The 19,989-nt window shown below is 60.2% G+C and carries 11 protein-coding genes and 1 tRNA gene; 2 read left to right on the top strand and 10 right to left on the bottom strand.

All coding sequences use genetic code 11. From position 1 onward, the window contains the following. Nucleotides 1-248 precede the first annotated feature (248 nt). The 7 genes from Q1V57_RS10745 to Q1V57_RS10715 form a co-directional block, all read right to left on the bottom strand. Nucleotides 249-4,760, bottom strand: a complete 4,512-nt coding sequence (locus tag Q1V57_RS10745) for a hypothetical protein (RefSeq protein WP_300530450.1) — start codon at nucleotides 4,758-4,760, stop codon at nucleotides 249-251. Nucleotides 4,761-4,771: 11 nt separating this feature from the next. Then, on the bottom strand, nucleotides 4,772-5,692 hold the full coding sequence (locus Q1V57_RS10740) for a hypothetical protein (RefSeq protein WP_300530447.1): 921 nt from the start codon (nucleotides 5,690-5,692) through the stop codon (nucleotides 4,772-4,774). 30 nt (nucleotides 5,693-5,722) lie between these two features. Continuing rightward, nucleotides 5,723-6,346, bottom strand: a complete 624-nt coding sequence (locus Q1V57_RS10735; RefSeq protein ID WP_300530444.1) for a hypothetical protein — start codon at nucleotides 6,344-6,346, stop codon at nucleotides 5,723-5,725. Then, a complete protein-coding gene (locus Q1V57_RS10730; protein WP_300530442.1) occupies nucleotides 6,343-7,230 on the bottom strand; it encodes a hypothetical protein in 888 nt (295 codons plus the stop codon). The genes Q1V57_RS10735 and Q1V57_RS10730 overlap by 4 nt, the downstream gene beginning before the upstream one ends. Further along, complete coding sequence (locus Q1V57_RS10725) at nucleotides 7,223-8,317, bottom strand: hypothetical protein (protein ID WP_300530439.1); 1,095 nt, start codon at nucleotides 8,315-8,317, stop codon at nucleotides 7,223-7,225. Before Q1V57_RS10725 ends, Q1V57_RS10730 begins: the two co-directional genes overlap by 8 nt. Next, on the bottom strand, nucleotides 8,314-9,498 hold the full coding sequence (locus Q1V57_RS10720; RefSeq protein ID WP_300530438.1) for a hypothetical protein: 1,185 nt from the start codon (nucleotides 9,496-9,498) through the stop codon (nucleotides 8,314-8,316). The genes Q1V57_RS10725 and Q1V57_RS10720 overlap by 4 nt, the downstream gene beginning before the upstream one ends. A 173-nt stretch (nucleotides 9,499-9,671) precedes the next feature. Further along, complete coding sequence (locus tag Q1V57_RS10715) at nucleotides 9,672-12,056, bottom strand: hypothetical protein (protein ID WP_300530435.1); 2,385 nt, start codon at nucleotides 12,054-12,056, stop codon at nucleotides 9,672-9,674. Between the two features lie 260 nt (nucleotides 12,057-12,316). On the opposite strand from Q1V57_RS10715, the gene Q1V57_RS10710 reads away from it, so the two are divergent. Further along, nucleotides 12,317-13,708 carry a M24 family metallopeptidase gene (locus tag Q1V57_RS10710; protein ID WP_300530432.1) on the top strand — a complete coding sequence of 464 codons (1,392 nt, stop codon included), beginning with the start codon at nucleotides 12,317-12,319 and terminating at the stop codon, nucleotides 13,706-13,708. Between the two features lie 125 nt (nucleotides 13,709-13,833). Here Q1V57_RS10710 and Q1V57_RS10705 read toward each other — a convergent pair whose 3' ends face one another. The 3 genes from Q1V57_RS10705 to Q1V57_RS10695 all read right to left on the bottom strand — a co-directional run bounded on the left by Q1V57_RS10705 (nucleotide 13,834) and on the right by Q1V57_RS10695 (nucleotide 19,368). Further along, entirely contained in the window at nucleotides 13,834-15,417 is a 1,584-nt protein-coding gene (locus tag Q1V57_RS10705) for a hypothetical protein (RefSeq protein ID WP_300530430.1), read from the bottom strand. 168 nt (nucleotides 15,418-15,585) lie between these two features. Then, entirely contained in the window at nucleotides 15,586-18,831 is a 3,246-nt protein-coding gene (locus tag Q1V57_RS10700; protein ID WP_300530427.1) for a YadA-like family protein, read from the bottom strand. 447 nt (nucleotides 18,832-19,278) lie between these two features. Beyond that, a tRNA-Ser gene (locus Q1V57_RS10695) sits at nucleotides 19,279-19,368 on the bottom strand. A 310-nt stretch (nucleotides 19,369-19,678) separates the two neighbouring features. On the opposite strand from Q1V57_RS10695, the gene Q1V57_RS10690 reads away from it, so the two are divergent. Next, nucleotides 19,679-19,837, top strand: a complete 159-nt coding sequence (locus Q1V57_RS10690; protein WP_300530424.1) for a hypothetical protein — start codon at nucleotides 19,679-19,681, stop codon at nucleotides 19,835-19,837. Nucleotides 19,838-19,989 lie beyond the last annotated feature (152 nt).

Raw genomic sequence — 19,989 nt, 5'->3', positions numbered from 1 at the left:
AGCTAACAGAAAGAAAACCTGCGCGATGCAATTCTAACCAGGACGGGCAGGTGAATTCCGGCTGCCAGCTGGGGGGAAACCTCTGCCACGATGCACCAGCCGCCGCACCTTCGATCACCTCCCAACCCGCAACACCGAGCCGGCGAGTCCCTCACACGTGCGACGTCTTAAGTCATCGAGAAGAACAGGGAGGCGCGGGCGAAAGGCGCTTCATCCTCTCGCCCTGCATTGATCTCACCACGCGTCGATCAGGCGGACTGCACGATCAGATCCAATGCGGCACCGCGCTGCCGCATCCATGGCGATGTCACCTTTGGCTTTGAGGCGTCGAGGTATTCAGCTTCATACTGGAGCTCGTACTTCTCACCTTCCGCCACATCCCAGGGAGCGTGGAAATTATGCGCTATGTTTGAGGTGAAGATGTAAGGCATGCCGATAGTCTTGCCGTTATAGCGCACACTGACGGTTACGCGGGACAGATCCGTATTGAAATCGCCCGCAATGGCGACGGCGACGCTGAATTTGGCCGCTGCCGTGGTCTGCGAGAAGAAGCGCTTGTCCTGGAGCGGGTGCTCAAAACCGAGTTCGACCAGACTCGGCACCGCAGCCTGCGGCCGGACGAACCAGATCTGGTTTTCATTCAGCTCATAGCTCGCATCGACATCGTTGAGCGTGGACACATTGAAACTCGCGACATCTGCCGGCGGTATTCCACGGATTTTCAGGCGCGCTTCCTGAGCCACAAGATCCTGCAGCATCTCATTGCCCCAAGCTGTGGCACTGTCGATCATCGCCTGCGTCACGCCGGCAGTCGGCGTCGACGGCGTAATCGTGACGGTGAAGGCTTCCGATGCGGCATAGCTGTGATGGACAGCAACGAGAATGCGCTTGTCGCTGCTCCACACTGAAGACAGCGCGTGGAAGACATCTTCGAGCACTTTCTCTACGTCCTTGACGCCCTGGATTATGCCCTTTCCGACCCATTCAAGCCAGCGTGCCGGGTCCGAGACGAAGTCCCAGATCGCCTGTCTGACCGCATCGAAAATGATGCCGGGAATGTCCTTCAGATTATCGGTGTCTGCTGCGAGTTTGATTTTGGGCAAACCGAACCGGTGACCGAACAGGTCGAAATGAAAGCCGTCAGCCTCAAAGAAGAGAACGTCATTCTTATAGCCGAACTTGAGGCCCGCCGCGAACTTGATGTCGAGATCAATAGTCCCGAGATCGACATTGAAAAATTTGAAGTCGGGATGATTGATGTGAAACTCGGCATCAATACTGAACTCGAAGTCCGTCAGGCTATCCAGGTCGGCTTTGACATCATAGGACGCCCCCAACCCCTTGGTTCCGACGTCGGTACCAAAATCGACATGGAAGCCCTTGTCTGAAATCTTGATATCGGTGTGCTGGGTGATGCCGAGGAAGCTGAGCTCCCCCTCCATGAAAAGATGCGGGCCGACCTCTCCCTGGGGGAAGGTTGAGAGGTTGAGCTGCGGCCCGATCTTGGGGTTGTCCGGATTGCGTATGCCGAGCACGACCATGTCTGTTCCGGGAATGGAAATGACATTGATCGGCTTTTTCAGTTCGACATCAGCGGCCAGTCCCTGATTGGGCCGGACATCAATCATCGTCTCCAGCTCAAGCCAGAAAACCTTCAGAACACCATCAACATAGATTCCGGAGTTGAAGGTTATGCCATAGGATGGCGGCCCCAGTGTAATGGATCCACCGGTCGGTGGCATGCAGTAGTAAAGCTGTGCTTCACGCGCGACCTTCACCTGCCCGCCGCCCGCCTCGAGCTCATAGTGCTGGATGACGCCGGATGCGGGATAGTTGGTGATGAACCATTGCCCGTTCGGCACGCCCTCCTGACCACCGACAACAATCATTGTCGTCGCCTCGGCAAAGCTCACGGTCTCATCAATACCTTGCTCGCTCATGGCCGAATTGAAAGCGCTGGAGAGGGCGGTGTAGTCGCGCTTGTCGAGCGCATCTTGAGCGCTTCCAGGCAAGGTGAAATGCTGCGTGCCCTCCAGCGCGACCTCGTTGAACAGCGACACCATCCAGTCCGGCGGCTCGTCCGCCCCGGAGGTGATCTCGCCAACAATGGTCTGCAGCACTTGTCCGAGATGAATATCGGAAACCGCACCGGCAAACAGCGAGTTCTGCGGATTACCGGAATCGAAGAAGAAAGCGATCGAGCTGTCATAGGTCGTGTCGTAGGAAGACAGATCAATCTGACAAGCCATCCCGAGGCTGGGAATACCTTCAAAATCGATGCCGATCACCATCACAAGGTCGGCCAGCGTGATCGCATCAAAGCTGACCTGTCCGATCATAGACGCCGCAAGATAGGCGGCATTATCGCTGAGCTCGAAGGAGAGCGCGGCGGTCAAATCACGATCACGGCTTTTGGTCGGCTGGGAGCTGATCGTCTGGGCACCATTATTGTCATGTATGGTGGTGGTGAGCGCGCCCTCAACGAAGAAGGAGGGGACGCCGGCCTGCATCTGCAGGCCCAGCGTACCTTCAAGTTCGGCAAACTCGATATCGCCGATTTTGACGTTTGCTGCCCGCACCGAGGCCTGCGCCTTGGCCTCCTTGGACGGGTTCAGACCGATCATCACGAATAGATCGAAATGCATGCTTGAGGGCAGGGAGAACATGTCTTCGACAAGGGTCAGGTTCTTCTGCTTCGCGGTATTAAACGTCATGCCACCGAAGAAGTAGAAGCCCTGTTTCAAGGGACCGGACCAGCTCGGCAGGGCCACGGCCTTGCTCTTAGCGGCCGGGAACGCCGTCGGTGGCGGGAATTGAAACCCGCCCGGCATATCAGCTGAGGCAAAGGCAAAGAGCAGATCATCGACCTTGAAATAATCATCCATCTCGCTGAGGACATCGAGCCCGGCGAAGGCGGCGATCTTCTCGACATCAAGATCGACGGCGGCGGCGAAGCCCCATTTTCCGCCTGCCTTGAGAACCTGCAGCACGATGACCCCGATATCCGGAGCCGCCCGTAGCGCGACTGTGTCAGTGTTACTGGCCGTGGAGTGAGCGAGATAGAGGTCGGTCTTGGGGAAAGTGATCTCAGGGAACCAGTCGGGCGCGCCCCAAGACGCATCGGCGAGATCGGCGACGACCTTGGCCAGGTTGATGTGGAATTCGGGGAAATGCGCTGTGACCGCGAACTCACCGGGTATCGTGTAGTTGAAATCGGTTTCGATCGTGAAAATCTCGATCGCCCCGGTGACGCTTCCGCCCGGATTACCCTTGTTGCTGTCATTGGCGACGTTGAACGTGCCACTCTTGATCACGAGCGCGGTCGTGCCGCCGAACTTGAACTCGGCCGGCCGCTGGCTGTCGAGCGATGCGTAGAAGGCATAATGGTTCTTCGGCTTCTTGAAGTCGAAATTAAACCCGAGGCTGTCGAAATTGATATCCGGCACATTCTTGGCGGCCGGAACATAGGCCCCGAGCAGGTCTGACATGGACACCGTCAGGTCCGTTCCCGGCGCGAGTGCCGCGCTGACAGAATAGGCGTTATCGCCGCCGGAGACGAAGGTAGCGCTGGCGTCAGCGACCATGTCGACGGTCTGTTTGCCGATATTGACGTCCGCCTCGCCGTGTACGCTTAGCTTCAGAGACCGCTTACCATCGCCGCCGAACGGATTATCGACATTCACAGCGAAGCGTAACTGCTCCAGCTTCGCCACGCTATCGAGGGACCAGCCGGGGTCCCCCTCAGGTGTTCCGATCATCAAATTGACCGAGACCGGTTTGAAGCTCTTCAGATCGAGGGTGAAACCGACATTGAGCAGTTCCAGGTGGCTGCGGTCGCCATACCCTTCCGGCAGTGCGCTGGCGAGATCGTCGGCGCCGATGAGGCTGGTCAGTTCGGGGCCGAGGCTGGAAATCGACGGCAGGCTGATACCGGTAAAACTGCCCGAGATTGGCAGGACCGGTGTGCCCCAGGGGTTGATATAGGTCCCGACTTTAAGCCCTTTATGACCGCCAAAGTCGAACGATGTGCTGATTTCCAACCCGGACAGGACGGCGCCCTTAGCGTCAAAATTACTCACCAGGGCCAGCGAGAGATGCTTTGTCAGGATTGGGAACTTGTCAGCCAAACTGGCCGTCACCCCAAGTTCGACCGTGAGGCTCATATTCGGCCCGTGGGCCGTATCCTCAATCGCGCCGGAGAGGTGAGTCTTGGTAAAGGCACCGAAGATCATCTTCAGCGTCGAGAGCGGATCGCCGCCCATTATGACATCGCCATAGAAATTGGCGCCCTTGGCAAATTCAAAGCCGGCCCGGGACGCATCGGTATAGCTGGCCGAGGCGAAACCCAGGATCGGCGCGGCTGCCGTCCCGGCATAATCGACCTTGTCGAAAACCGTGCCCTTGAGCTCCGGGTAAGTCTTGGTGAAGCTCCAGCTCTTCGGCAGGGTCACTGCGACCAGTAGCTGCGCCTCCTCACCGCTGATGAAGAAGACCATCGACACGCTGACATTTGCTAACCCTATCAGGCTTTTGGCCTGACCTGTCACGGTCACCGTCTTGGCGGTCTTGTCGACCTCGGGAGCCGGCGCTCCGGTCAGCGCCCATTTCACTTGCCCGAGCTTGGTCGATTTGAGATCACTGATCGCAGCTGAGGAATAGGCAGCGGCGTCGAAATTGAAGGTTTTCGAAGCGGCATCATACTGGCCGGTGACAACATCCTGCAGGGTTGAAAAATCCATTTCAAGCGTTGCGAAATCCATGACTCCCTCCCCTAGATGCCGACCGCGACGCCGCAATGGTCCGACATGGACGCTGAGGCATTGGCGGCATGATTGATGGTGGTATTGTCGAGATGCGGCGTCAGACCGGCATTCCGGTTGGAGTACCAATAGTCATAGAGATTGCCCGACCAGAGCGTGCCCCCGGCCTGAAAAGCGGGAGTGTTTGCTGCCAGGGCATAGGGCGCGGGCTGCTGCGCCGCCGTCATTCCGATCGACGATGTGTAGATATAGCCGATCCGGCGCGTGCCGCGGGGGTCATAGGCCGGGCAATTGAAATCGCCGCCGATATAGACCTCCGTCGCCGGTGCCGGACCGGTTGACCCGAACTGGCTGAGCATGAGTTGTGCCGCATAGGGCAGCATATTCATCGTCGCGGCCCGGTTATCCCTCTGGGAATACATGTTGTGCAGATAGCCAACCGCGATCCTCCGGACGGGGTGAGTTGGCAGATCAAGGATGACGAATGCGATCCCGCGGTAGTCCGCGAGTTCCGGGAAGTTATTCTCCCAGGCCTGGGTCACAGCGCCGGGCGCAACGGTTTCCTGACGAAGCCGCAGCCCACCTCCGGACGTGGGCTGAAAGGTCAACCGCCCGACCAGGACCGGATTGGCTGCCGGGTTTACGCCAATGGTTATGTATTCCATTGGCGTGAAAGCGGTTTGCCCGACCCCGATATTGGTCAGGAAGTTGCACCCCAGGGCGCCGCACAGATTAACGCCACCGCCAGCCCCGCTCATCTGATTGCGGGTGTTGGCGTTATTATTCATCACTTCGGTGAAGCCGCAGACCATAACCTGACCGCCGCCATGGGCCGCGTCGAAGGCCGCGAACCGGGCATGAAAATCATTGTGCCTCGGGGCAGCTGCGCCGCCGGTGTAACGCCACATGTTCTGGTGAAAAAGTAACGGCATCGGATCCCTCCCGATCGCTGGAGCTTCAGGTCAGGACACCCATTTGAAGGTGCGCTGATAGGCGTAGGCCTTGGCGGAATTGAACTGAACGCGAGCGGTTACGCCCTTCAGGTGGGCGGGCACGGTGAGGCAGTAGGAGATCGAAACCGTGCCGGCATTCTCCACACCGCTGAAATAGTCTTTGAAGAATTGCGCCTCAGTGGCAGTCAGGCCGGACAGGTTGAAATTGGCCTGCTGCTGCCCGGTCAGGGACGGCATGGCGCGATGGCTTTGACTGACCGTGCCGCCGGCATCGGCAAAGCTGAATTGAGCCCAATTCTTTTCCGGACCGGTCCCGGTCGAAAGATAGGGCATGCCTTGGTAGATCGGGCTCGCCACGCCCTTGGCTTTCAGAGCCGCTTCGATGCCCGCCCGGACCGTAGGCGGCGGCGGTTTGAGCTCGGTGGTGATATCGCAGGATGCCGTGATGAAGTTCTTGTCGGTGTCCACTGCTTCGCTGAGATGGAAGCGCGGCGCGCCCGACGACACCGCCAGTCCCGGAGCCTGGACGACATAGTAAAGCGCACTGTTGGCGCTATCCTGAAAATAGGTCCAGATTTCTCCAGCTTCGTCCTTGTATTCCGCTTGCGTTGCCGCATCGATGATTCCGGTCATGTGTATTCCCCGCATTGCAGGCTGAGGGCGCGGACCCGGCGTGCCAGTGCAAGCACTGGCGCCTTCCAGATCACATCGCCTGTTGAACTCGAAAACAGCGCCCGTCCGGCCGGGTCGGTGTCTGAACAGCCGGACAAGCGCCTCGCCAGACAGGCCTCGGCATCGCGCAAAGCCTCGGCTCCGCTGGCAACGGCATGAGAGATGGCGGCGAGCAACTCCGCCGCATCGGGATAGAACGGGGTCAGCGAGCGCAGGCGGCCGGGGTGGTCCCCGGCCCAGTCCAGACCTGCTTCAATCAGAGCCACCGCTGGGCGATAGCCAGGGCTGTCCGTGCGTCCGGCGACGGCCATCAGGGCCAGCGCATTGGCGTTGACGCAACAGTCCAGCGGGTTCTCTTCATCCCGGCTCGAGAACCAGGTCAGAAACGCCCCGGGCACGTGCCAAGGTGCCGTAAGATGCTGCTCGAAGGCCTCGTGGGCCCGGTAAACCAAGAGATAGCGCTCGATCACCTCGTCGAGCCGATGCGACGGCGCCTTACCGGCCCGCACAAGCTCCAGATTGATCACACAGGTATCATCCGCATCGGCGGGCAAGACGCCGCCGATCCAGAACGGGTGGGCCGCGTGGGGGTAGAAGGCGTAAGCGTGCTGATAGACCGGGTATTCGCCGCGCAATAAGGCGCCGAGCGCTTTGCGTCGCAATTCGTAAAGCTCATGCGCACCCGCAAACTCTCCGGCCGCGAGCGCCGCAGTCAACTCCCGGACCACCAGGGCCGTGATGAACAGATTGGCGTCTTCGCCGGCAGTCGTGGGCAGATAAACCTCGGACAGGAACATGCCGCCGGGTGACTGGTATGGGGGTAGCTGCTCGATCAGGTCATGCATAGCCCGCGCCTCCGGGCTGTTGCATCTTGTCACTCTGACCCTGCCCGGCATCAGGTGCTCGGGTGAGTGGCGGACGCAGTCCGACATGGATCACCGGCGGCAGATCACCCGCCAGTGCTACGCCGAACAGCCCATGGCCATGCGCGGTTGTCGCATCTTGGCGCACCGGTTCGCTGACCGCTTCATAACCGTTGAGTTGCAGATCGTGGCGCTGCAGGAACTCCAGCAGCCGCGCCCGAGCGGAGGCGTCGCTGCGGAACAGGTGATCGGCAAAGGCGTAGAAGGAAAAAACGGGGAGTTCATCGCCGCCAACCGCGTAGGAAAAGCCGAAAACGGGTGAAGGCAAGGCGTGATGCAAGGCCCGTCCCAGGACGGATTCGAACACCGGCAGAACTTCTGCGCGGCGGCCGTGCAGACCGAGCGGGTGCATCAGCGCCCCGATTTCCCAGGACTGCAGCCCATGAACGGCGAAATAATATTCCAGACGGCTGTGACCGGGCGTGAAGCCGATCATTCTGAGCGACTTTTCGCGCCCAGGAAGCCCCGGCTCGACACCGAAACAGCTGGCCAGATCACGTAGCGCCGCCGGTTGGGCGGCAGCAGGCATTTCGGCATAAACCTTGGTACCCACCCGGCCCGCCGTGGTTACCCTCAGCCCGAGCCACGCACCGAACTCAAGCGGGCCCAGCGCCTGCCAGGACTGCAGGCGCTCAAGCAGGGCCAAATCTGCATCCACTCCCGGGTCAGACCCAGCGCCCACACCGGGCGACGATAGCATAGCTGCCAACCGGGCGACCTCGCCGAGACGTTTCGACCCAGCCGCGCGCGGCGCGCCGGTCTCGCAGGTCAAACGCAGCGCGTCATTGGCGGTGGTGAAGGTGAGCTCGCAAGGAAAGCCGTCGCCTGTCAGTGTACTCAGGCGCCAAGTCGCCAGATCACCGAGCCCATCGAGCAAGTTCCTCATCGCTTGCCCGGTAGCCGCCATCGCCGCCTCGGCTTGCGACCGGCATCCGCCAGCAGCCAGGCTGATCGCGCGGTTTATAGCCGCCGGAAAGGGTCCATGGGGCGCGGTCAGGGCGACGTTCATACCCAGTCCTCCCGGTGCTCGGCTCCGGCCGGGTTGATCGCGAATTCGATACAATCCTTGCCTGGCCTCGCATCAGGCCGGGCCGGTAGCACGAGGTCGCTGCCCTCCGCCGGCTTGTCGGGACAATTCCCGATCACGACGGCGCGGCCATCGAAGTAATAATAGACAGCAACCCAGTCATACCGAACCGACCGGCCTGCCGGCATCAGGCGTGAGCGCAGGGGTTTAGCCGCCCCGTCCGGTGTCAAGGTGACGGAAGGCAATGAACTGGATTGTCGGTCGATGCCTCCCTCACCCGGGACGCTGGCGCAGGCGTGCAAGTCGACCGTGACGCGGACCATGGCGAGCAAGCCAGCGCCGGTCCAATCGATCTTCGACCCGTCATAGATCAGCGTGTACACTTCCAGAGCGGGAGACAGATAAAGCGCAGGCAGCAGGGGCGACACATGACGCTTGGGCTGATGAATACGCTCGGGGACCCCATCCTGCTTTTCCAGTTCATAGGTGATCTCCACCTCAAGCAGGAAATTTCGGTCATCGCGGTAGATATCGACGTGACGACAAGGGCGCTCCTTATCCAGCTTGAGCGTCTGCGGCAGACCGAAATCCTTGATCTTGACCAAGGCTTCGATGATTTCGACGATCTGATTCTCGCTGTTGAGGAACCGCAACGTCACGCTCGCGGAGCGGATACGCGCCATCTGGCCGTTAATCTCTGCCTGTTCGACAAAGTCGATTTGCAGCTTTGAGCCAGCCAGGGCCGGTGGAATGACCAAGCCCGGGGAGTTGGAGGCCTCAAACGGCCCAATGAAATAATCGACCGGGCTATCGGCCAGCGCCTTTTCCAGCCGGGCGGTGACAGATTGCTCACCTCCGGAGCCCGTCAGCGAGATTTTCTTGATATCGCCCAAAGCCCTGGCTGTCGCCAGAATGGGTGACACGCCGGGCTTCAGGAAAAGATAGATATAAAAATAGAGGTAAGGCGATGCGATCGGCCGGCGCACGCTGTCGGATTGAATCGTCGACACGTCCCGGCTGGGATAGAGCGCTACATCATCGAAAAAAAAGCCGTCGGCTTGCCGCCAGTAAAAGAACTGGGTGAAGACGGCGAGATACTTGTCGATCCAGGACAAGTGGCTTCCATCGACGCTGACATTGAGCAAGGGCGGAGTATCGGCCAAGACGAACCTCGAGACAGGTGCACAGTTTTGCAGGAGGCCGGCGGCCTCGACTCTCAAGCGCTCCGAAAAGGGCGTCAGTCGATAGCTGCGGTATTACCCTCCGTGCGGGTGCTGTCAGACCGGTTGGCGGCAAGCGAATTGGATCACTGCCAGCAACCGGCCTGATCGATACGTCAGGCGCCGGCCGGCGCGAGGGCAGGCGCGGCCTTGGCGGGTGCTGCCGACTTCGGCAGCGTCATCGAGGTGCCGTCAGCCGTGCCCTTAACCTCCACAACACCCGCCTTTTCATAGACATACTCCGCTACCCAGTCGAAGCTGAGATCGAAGAATCCGGGCTCAAGCTGAGCAAGGCGGACAAAAGCGGACGGCGCACATCCCTGTTGCTGATCAAAGCCAATCTTTTGATCCGGTGAGCTCGGATGGATCGTCACCTGGCTCTCGGGGCTGGAGGTTTTGAAGGACGCCGAGGCAATGCGGACGGAAATGTATTTCAACGTATCGGCAGCGCCGGTCGGACCGGTTTTCCAGTCCACAATCGCCGGGTCCATTTCTACTATGGTGAAGGGCTTCTTGGCCATGAACATCATGGACGGGATAGCTAAGGGGTCGAATTGGACCGGCCCCCAGGTCAAGGTATCGCCGTCCGCGGTAAACCCCGATGCCGAAAGCGTCAGCGGTGACAGATTGCTGGCGGCAAAAACGTCAAGATTGACTGACTGGAAGGTCTTTTTGCCTTCCGGTGAGAAGTTGAACTGGACCGGGCTCGACTGGGTCGGCTTGGGCAAAGCCTTGCTCGCCTTAATGTCCGGAAACACCGGCGTCCCGTCATAATAGAAGTCCGCCGTCAGGCTAACGACTTTCGGGTCGGCAGCAGTGCCCGAGCCCATATCAACCAGGATTGGAATTGACTTGGTCATGTCAGGACCAGAGATGTCGACAAATTGCTGATTATCCGTCCGGACATTGGAAGTGTAGGGGTTCGCCTTGGTGTCCGGCTTGAAATAATAGGTGATGGTGTAGGCATAGCTGGTAGCCAAGGGCGCCTTTCGGAGGCTGGACACGGTGTGGACAGGGCTCTGCTTGTCCAGCGTAAAGGTCTGCGGGATCGGTGCCTCACCCGGCACTTCGAACACAGCTGAAATGATCAGGCTTTCGACATCGGCTATGCCACCAGAGACGCCAGCGCCAGCGCCACCGCCGCCGCCGCCCGCCAGGCCGAAGAACTTGTCGGCGTTGAACGTCACGTTCAACGTACCTACATCGGCCAGGGTCAGCGTGTAGATGCTCTCGGTTAGATTATTGAGCGAGCCCTTGATCGTTGTTCCGTCTGCATAGGTTGCGATGTAGTTGAGCGTATACTGGCCGCCCGCCTTATCATCCCATTTGGCACTCCAGACGTGCGGCTTGTCTGACGTCAGGTTGACGGTCCGATGCTCACTGCCATCCAGCGTCGGGTAGTCGATGGTGACATCGAGCGATTTCAACGGCTGGATGAGGTCCATGAAGGGGTTTTTGCCGGGATGGATATTGCCGCCCGCGGCAAGGGACGGAGCCAGCGCATCGCTTTTGAATTTGACGTTCGGGATCAGCTTCATGACGAATTGGCGGACATCCACATCCTGCTCCAGCGTCTCCCATTCGGTACGGCTCAAGCCAAGCTGGCCGAATGAGGGCAGGGTCGCAGTTGGCCGAACGCGCCACATCACGGTCTGGTTTTCCGCATAGGTCTCGCTGAAGGACGACAGATCGCGAACCGAGAAGGATTGCAGCCCGCCGCTGGTAGAGAGGAGCGCGATCTGCTTGTTCACCTCTTCAGCCACGCGCGCCTCGATCACGCTTTGTGCCCAGGAGCGCAAATGATCGATGACATCTTCAGAGATTGTCGGGTCAATCTTGTTGATGGTGATCTTGGAAGCGTTCGACGCTGTCAGTTGTTTTGAGATGTCGTAGGTGTACTGGGTCTTGTGGGCCCATTTCTTGTGCGCGTGCGAGGTCACCTCATATTCGAACGCGATCGAGCTATCGAAGGAAAGCTCGACGGTGACAGCCGGCATGAAGGACGGCACCACAACCGAATACTGGATCTGGAACGGGCTGCTGCCGCCTCCTTCCATGACCTTCTTCACCTCGGTCATCTGTTTGGCGCTGAGCTCCAATTGCGCGATGGCGCGATTGGATGCGAAGTCCGAAGCAGTGACCTGAACCCCGGTCGTACCGCCCTCTCCGTCAGGATAAGTGACTTGCACGATTGTTCCTGACTGCACGGCCAGCGTCTGGAAGATCGGGTCGGAAACACCAAACAGCGTATTGATCTCAGCGGCGATCGGACCGAGCGCGGCTTCGGGAACACCCAGCTCGACCTGCAGCAGGGCGTAACCGGAGCCGTTGGTAGCATCACTGGTTTGGTAGGTGACCAGCTCGATCGCCGGCAAATCGCCATTCATGACGAATTGCGGCTGAGGTGTTACGTAAAATATCCTGGAGTTGTCATTGTCTCCATGAAACTCAAAGGATGTACCGCCAATCAGAACCGTTCCCCGGCGCAAAATACTAAGCATGCTGTCCTCCGCCCAATCTCGCCGCTTCTTCAAGCTGGCTGTGGATTTCAAAATCACTGAAAAGATCGGCGCTTACGACACGCGCCCATACGACCTTTAGGAATCCTAAGCTTCCGATACAACCTTGTCGAGACTTTTTAACCAAAAGCGCGATTATTTGCCCTACGCACGCTTAGATACTTTACTGGTGAAGCTCCGACTGGCACTGAGCGCGCACAGATGCGAGCGTGAAAAACGATGCACTCGGGGGAGCAACGATCATGACGCACAACCACCGCACTCACCGCCCAGCCTGGCTTGGCGCAGTGGCCCTGACCGCATGCGCCGTGTTGCAGGCGCCCGGATTGGCGCAGACGGCGCCGCCGGAAATCGCGATCAGCGAAACCGAGCAAGCGGCGCCGGAGCTGCCCCCAGTCCTGCCACTGCGCGATCGCGCCGCCCTAATCGATGACATTCTGGCCGAGCGGCTCGATACCGTGATCCCGCAAATCATGCGCGAACAAGGTGTCTCGATGTGGCTGCTGATGGCGCGGGAATATTTCGAAGAGCCGGTCATCGCCACCATGCTGGATGCACGCAGCATGGCCGCACGCCGGCGTACCATCCTGATCTTCTTCGATCCCGGCGATGGCGGCCCGGTCGAGCGCCTCACTGTCAGCCGCTACGGACTGGCCGGACTTTTCGAACCGGCCTGGGACCCGGCGGTGGAGCCGGACCAGTGGAAAGCCGTCGCAGATATCGTTGCCGAGCGAGATCCGGACAGTATCGCGATCAATTTCTCCGACCTGTCCGCTTTCGGCGACGGTATGACGCTGAGCCAGTACCGGCTGATGACCGACGCCCTGCCGGATACCTATGAGGATCGCATCGTCTCCGGCGAGACCCTCGCCATACGCTGGCTGGAAACACGTACGCCGCGGGAAATAGACATCTATCCCGCGATTGTCCGCACTGCGCATGCCGTGATCGGCAAGGCCCTGTCACGCGAGGTCATTACGCCCGGCGTGACCACGGCCGATGATGTGCGCTGGTGGTACCGCGAAGAGCTCTCGCGGCTCGGGCTGCGCCCCTGGTTTCACCCCTCGCTGGGCATTCAGCGGCAAGGCCATAACGGCATGCTCAGCGGCGACACGGTCATCGAGCCGGGCGATCTGCTGTGGACAGATTTCGGCATCACCTATCTTCGCCTCAATACCGACACCCAGCATCTCGCCTATGTGCTCAGACCGGGGGAAACCGAGGCACCGACCGGCCTTGTGCGGGGCTTAGAGGCCAGCAACCGGGTCCAGGATATACTGCTGACCCATTTCCGGACCGGCCGCAGCGGCAATGAAGTTCTCGCCCGGGCCCGGGCCGAAGCGATCGCCGAGGGGCTAGACCCGTCTATTTACACCCACCCGATCGGCCTGCACGGGCATGGCGCCGGACCTGCGATCGGCTTCTGGGACAATCAGGATCCGGATCCGCGCGGTGCCGGTCAGGTTAATGCCAATACGGCCTGGTCGATCGAGCTGACATCCTACAGCGCGGTTCCCGAATGGGGTGGCCAGCGGGTCGACTTCCGCACCGAGGAAGACGCCTATTTCGACGGCGTCAGCGTGCGCTTCCTCGATGGCCGACAGACTGACATCACCCTGATCCCGTCAGACTAAATAACCGGCAGGCGCCCAATACTCTCGCGCGCCATCCGCATTGAAGCGGGACCGTAAACCGATGTCTCTGTGAGGGCTGGGACTACTTCCGTTTTTCCGGAGCAGATCCCGGCTTCACAGTCGGATCAATTCGGCGCCGCCGTGTTGGTCCGGTCGCCGCTGGCGCGGCCATAAGTGTTGGTGAAGATCGCATTGGACTGTGAATTCGCCCTCGACAGACATTGCTCATAGGCCGCCACCTGGCGCTCGCAATCAGCGTCATTTCCCGGCGTGCATTGGAAGTCGCAACCCGCGCCCGGGGAGCCGGAATAGGAGGGGCGGGTCGCGTTTGACAATCCGGTTTGATAATTCCCGGGATAGCTGTAGTTGCCGCCGCTCTGGCCATATGAGGACTGGCCATAGTTCTGATCATAGGCCTGCGCCTGGGCCAGGCCTTCGGCCAGCGCGCCCAGCCCGTCGGCCATACCGCCGAAAAATTCTTCCAGCAGGCCGGGTTCATTCGCTTCGCGGGCCTGTCGGGCGTAGAACTCCCGCTCCCGGCGTTCAATATCCTCCAGGCGCGCCAAATAAGCCGCGGTCCGGGCGCGCTCGCGATAGGTGCTGCGCCAGCCCTCGGTGAAATAATCGAACCCGCTCTGATCGAAGGACTCCACGGCACGCATGGTGCGGATCAGGCGCTGGACCCGAGGGGCATAGCGCTCGTCCAGGTTCGCGCGGGCGAGTTCTTCATAAAGTGCAGGATGTTCCAGCGGGGCGAGGTCATGCCTTATGTCCAGATCATAGCCGGTCATATAGGGGACGGTCGGCGTCCGCACGCTGCACTCGACATTCACATCCACCCGGAAGTGCCGGTAATAATCCCACCGTGACGGCTCGAAACGAGCGCCCGGACGGGTCTGACGGCGCAGATCGACATTATATGCCAGATTGCGTTCTTCATAATCGGCCTCTTGGGCCCAGCGTTCAGTGTCCGTGGTCATGCGACGCATCTGCTCGATACGGGGCGACATGGCGTCGATATAGGACTGCACGACATCCATCTCGTGCCGTTCATTGGCCCTTGCAAGGCGCGATGCGAAACTGCCCGACGCCGGCACGCCCTGCTCGCGAATGAAGGCTTCAGCCTCCGGATCGAAAATCAGGGAACCGAGATAGGGGTTCATCAGGAAGGCGAACTTGCGCTCAGCCTGTTGCATCTGAACCGAGCCTTCGGGCGCGCCCATATAGCTGTAATAGACATGCATGATCAGCGGGCATGAATCCGCCGTCGGGCCATAGCCGGACCAATGGTCCTGCTCGCGCTGCGTGGTCGTCAGGAAAAAGGATTCCTGATTGAGATAGCGCCCCTGGCTCTCTAGAATTTCCGCTATGGCGAGCGCTTCCTCGATGAACCGGTCCGCACTGCCATAGGCCGCAAGATGGGTGAGCAAGATGGAGCGGTTCTCAAAGCGCCGCCCATGCGCGGCGATGAGCGTGTTGACGATACGGTCCTGTTCCTCCGGCGTGAACCGGTTCTGCACTTCAGGCGTCAGGGCGTAGTAGAGGGGCGGCAGGCCGTCTGGGTCTTCCATCACGCGCCACGCCTGGTGCGCGTGGCTCAATGCTGTCTCGGCATCGCCGCGGCGCAGGGCGGGGACGAGTTCATTCTCTTCCAGCGGCGGTGGAATCATCGCCGCGGCGGCAACGGTCAGACTAAGGGCTGCGAACAAGGCTAGCCCGGCGCTTTGAAATAAATTCCGCAAAACAATCCCCTGAAACAGACCCAATCCCCAGCCCGCAGATTTCTACAGGATGGCCGGCACAGCAAGGTTTCGCGGCACAATTAGCCGGTTTTGTGACCACTTGCCTGGGACACGGCGCACTTTTTGCGCGATCACTTACCAGCCCCAGCGCACACCGGCACGGCCGCCGACCTCACCGGATTGATCGCCATAGCCGACGCCGAAATTGGCGGACATGCGGCCGCTGATGCGGGCCGCGCCGGAAATGGCGAGCGCATTGGAGCCATTGAAATAGCCCCAATTGGCACTCAGCGCGTATTGCTCGTTCTGCTGCAGCCAGGTCGAGCCGGACAAGGCATTGGCAATGGCGATACCATCGCCATTCATCTGCACCTGGGCATCGGTCCGGTTCATCTGCGCCGTCAGGGATTCGAAATTGACCTGCAGGGAGGAGACATCAAATTCCAGAGCCGCGATGGCGCTGGCATTGTTGCTCACATCGGAACGCAGCACACCGATAGCCGAGGTGTTGCTGTCCACGTCGGTGCGCAGCGTACCGATATTGAGTGTATTGCCTGCGATCGCCGCACTATTGGCATCAATGTCTGTCCGGTTGTCAGCAATCGCAGCCGTATTGACCGCATTGCCCGACTGCAGATTGCCGATCGCGGCGGTGTTGGAGGCAATATTGCCCTCAGCCGTGGTCAGGCGGTTTTCATGATTATCGACCTGGACTTCAAGATCATCCAGGCGATCACTGGTACCGCTGCTCGCCGTCTGCAGCGACGCGATATCGCTGGCATTCTGGGCAATATCGGCCAGTGCAGCGCCGCCGTCAGAGGCCAGATTGCCGCTGGCATCGGTGGTGACAAATCCACTGACACTGCCTTGCGCCGAGGTCGACGCGGCGCTGGTCACGCCAGGCAGGGTGACCGTGTTGGCCGCCGTGCCCACCACGATTTGATTGATCCGGGTCACCGTCGCGCCAGAGCCCAGCGCCATGGAATTATCGAACAAGGCGCTGGCACCGGCACCGACCGCGGTCGAATTCTGACCGCTCGCCCGTGCGCCCTGCCCCTGTGCGGATGCATATTGCGCGGCCGCCTCGGCATCCTCGCCCACGGCCGTCGCGTATTGTGCTGTCGCTTCTGCATTTTCGCCCAGTGCTGTCGCTGAGACAGCTGTGGCCAGGGCGTTTTGACCATAGGCCGCGGTATCAGCACCGATGGCCTGCGCACCGGCACCCACCGCCGTGGACCCTGAAGCGACCGCTCCTTCACCAATGGCGACGGCGCCGGTTGTCGTCGCCTGCGCGCTACCACCAATGGCAATAGCACCGAGACCGGTCGCAGACGCCGCACCGCCGGTCGTATTGGTGGTAAAGAAGGGCAGATTGCCCGACGCCGACTGCAGCGCATTGATCGCCGCCGTATTCGAAGCAATATCAGTAAGCGCCGCGCCTCCATCAGAGGCCAGATTGCCACTCGCATCCACGGTCACGAAGCCGTCCACCACACCTTGCGCGGCGGTCGCCGCCGCGGTGGCAATGCCGACGATAGTGATCGTTTCGCCCGCCGTGCCGAGAACGAGCTGGTTGGCTCGCGTCGTTACCGCTCCGGCGCCCAATGCGGTCGAATTGTCGAAGGCGGCCGAGGCTCCACCACCAAGCGCCACAGCTTCTGCGCCGGTCGCAGACGCGGCGGCAGCGGTGGAATTGACGGTCAGATAATCCAGAACAGCAATGTCAGAGGTGATCTGAGCGATGTCGGAGTTATTGGCACTGATATCCGCGGCGTTCTGCGCGATGTCGAGGCCATTGGCGTTGATATCACTGACGTTCTGGGTGATGTCAGCCGCATTGGTCGCGATATCGGTGATGTTCTGCGAGATGTCACCGCTATTGGCCAGAATGTCAGTAGCATTCTGGGCGATATCGGAGACGTTGGTTGCGATGTTCGACGTGTTCGTTGTCACACTGGACTGCAGCGCGCCGCCATCAGACGCCAAATTGCCGCTGGCATCCGTGGTGACAACTCCTGCCACGGCGCCCTGGGCACTGCTCGAAGCCGCGCTGGTCAGGCCGGCCAGCGTATAGGTTTCGCTGGTCGTGCCGAGGATGACCTGGTTGGCCCGTGTCGTCGCAGCACCCGCACCGAGCGCCACGGAATCTGCATGAGATGCGTCCGCGTTCGCGTTCGCGCCGATTGCGATGACATTATCGCCGGTCGTCGCTGCAGCGCTCGCGTTGTAGCCTATGGAGATCGAGTTATCCGCTCCCACATCGGCGCTGTCACCGATGACGATGGACCGACTAGCGTTATTGGTCGAGGCCAAGGCCTCGGTACCGATCGCGATGGAGCTTTGATTTGTCCCGCGGATTTCAGAATCGGCCCCGATGGCAATATTGCGTGTGCCATCAACCTCAGCGCCAAAACTATCGCCGTCGAGATCGCCGCCAATAGCGATACTGTAAGCGCCTGAGGACGACACATCGGCATGGTTGCCTATCGCGATGGTCTGAAGGCCGGCAGCACGGGCGCCCATACCCGCGGCAACAGCGCCAATATCACTGGCAGCAGCGGTTTCTCCCAAAGCTGTCGTGTCGGTGGCCGTCGCATCCGCGAGCGAGCCAACCGCTGTCGAATTGGAACCGCTGGCCTCAGCACGATCACCGATCGCGGTCGAGTCTAGACCCGTGGCCTGGGTCGCCATGCCCACGGCGACCGCATCTGTCCCTGTGGCGGTCGCGGAATGGCCGATGGCCACAGTGTCCTGCCCCGTACCGCGCGCAGAATCGCCTATAGCAATCGAATTGTCCCCGACGGCTTCGGCGTCATAGCCCAGCGCAACAGCGCTATCGCCGCTCGCGAGCGCCAGATGCCCGACAGCCGTCGCCTCGAAATTTGACGCAACGGCCTCATCGCCCAGCGCTGTCGCCTGGTTGGCGCTGGCATCGGCACTATCGCCGCATTGCAGCGTATCGTTGCCGTCACCATTGCCACATGCATTACCAACATTGGCTGCCGCAAGTGTCAGGTCCTTCCCGCCACCGGTTTGAAGCGCATTGATATCGGCCTGCAGGGCATCGATCAGAGTCCGCAGCGAGGCAATAGCGGCCTGCGCTTCCGGATCTCGTACTTCATCCTCTTCCACCGCCAAGGCGATTACAGCGCCTGCCAGGGTGACAAGGGCCGCCGGCTCGATACGGCGTTCATACACATCATCGGACCGCTGACCGTCGCGCAGGCGCAATTGCGCGATCTCGGCACGGGTCGCAGACAGCTCGGCGCGCAGCGCTCCGAGCTCTTCCATCACCGCGTTAAGGACTGCGGCCTCGCCCTGGGCGCCTTGGCGCCCGTCGCTTCGCCGGTGTCGATCCGCTTCGCTGCCCCGGTCGCTCAACGCCTGTTTCGCGTTATGAGCCTCGGGTTTTGCGGGAGCCAAGGCGTAGCTCGCCCCCGACAAGGCCAGAACCAGACCGGTCCCGGCACTTACCAACAGTTTCTACACTTGCATTTTATGTCCCCCTGGCGCGCACCCCGCACGCCGGACGTGTATCCGCACCCGTTTGCAAGACCGGGACCGGAGCCACAGGGGTTAATAATATCCTAATACCTGCGGCAGGTCAGCTCCCTATCCGCTCGGAACCGCCTGTTTTTACGTTGCTTTACGGAACCCCTCCGGCGAGAGAGAGCTCAGACAGACCTGGCTGCAACCAACAAGCTGAAGATGTCAGCAAATGTCAGCACAACACTTTCAGCACATTAGGCCAGGGCTGAGCCAATTCAGATTTGCAAGCGCACCGGCTAAAATGAGCGCCAGCAGGCCGAGGGGCGATCTGGTGAAAAATGGCGGAGAGAGAGGGATTCGAACCCTCGGAACGCTTGCGCGCTCAACGGTTTTCGAGACCGCCCCGTTCGACCACTCCGGCACCTCTCCGCACGCAGGTCTCGCGCCTCCGGGGCGCTCGGGAGCAGGGGTAATGACCGAGAGAGGCGATAAAATCAAGAGCCGAACGCTGCGTGCTCCAGTACCGGCTTGAGAACCGCCTCCCCAGCGCCAGGGCTGAGCCGTTTGAACATTTCCCGAATGGGTGAATTAACGGCGCCGGCTGCGCATAGTTTATGCCCGTTAATCATAGCGTATGACCCGGCACTTTTGTACGGGTAAGAAGACTGTTAAATCATCGTAAGTTGTCCTTGAAACTGCCGGCGCTATGGCTAGCTCCCTTGTTTTTTGGGAGGGGTCAGTGCGTACCTTGTTGAGTTTGATGATCGTAACCGTTGCCCTGGCGGGCTGCGCAACCACAGACACGGCCGATGGCGATCGTGTCGAACAACAGCGTCAGGCGCCCGCCGAACGCGCCACACGCGATTGCACGGGTAGCCGCCTGTGCCGTAGCCGCTAGCCAATACGTGCTGCGGCAATTGACTCTGCAGCAGACCTGCGTATAACGCCCGCTCCTGCTCGCACGGTCCGTCCGTGCGAGCCGGTTTTTGTTGGTACAACGCTCATGTGAAAACGGAGCGAAGAAAAAGGACCTGCGGAGCTGGATGACCA

The organism is Maricaulis sp. (genome assembly GCF_030149425.1).
Taxonomy (GTDB): domain Bacteria; phylum Pseudomonadota; class Alphaproteobacteria; order Caulobacterales; family Maricaulaceae; genus Maricaulis.
Note: the sequence above shows the minus strand (reverse complement) of the source record. Positions and strands in the feature narration are given on the sequence as shown.

Bases quoted from the DNA above. Each gene is read 5' to 3' on its own strand.
- Q1V57_RS10740 (WP_300530447.1), bottom strand. From the start codon at position 5,692: ATGCCGTTACTTTTTCACCAGAACATGTGGCGTTACACCGGCGGCGCA.
- Q1V57_RS10745 (WP_300530450.1), bottom strand. From the start codon at position 4,760: ATGGATTTCGCAACGCTTGAAATGGATTTTTCAACCCTGCAGGATGTT.
- Q1V57_RS10710 (WP_300530432.1), top strand. From the start codon at position 12,317: ATGACGCACAACCACCGCACTCACCGCCCAGCCTGGCTTGGCGCAGTG.
- Q1V57_RS10735 (WP_300530444.1), bottom strand. From the start codon at position 6,346: ATGACCGGAATCATCGATGCGGCAACGCAAGCGGAATACAAGGACGAA.
- Q1V57_RS10725 (WP_300530439.1), bottom strand. From the start codon at position 8,317: ATGAACGTCGCCCTGACCGCGCCCCATGGACCCTTTCCGGCGGCTATA.
- Q1V57_RS10730 (WP_300530442.1), bottom strand. From the start codon at position 7,230: ATGCATGACCTGATCGAGCAGCTACCCCCATACCAGTCACCCGGCGGC.
- Q1V57_RS10715 (WP_300530435.1), bottom strand. From the start codon at position 12,056: ATGCTTAGTATTTTGCGCCGGGGAACGGTTCTGATTGGCGGTACATCC.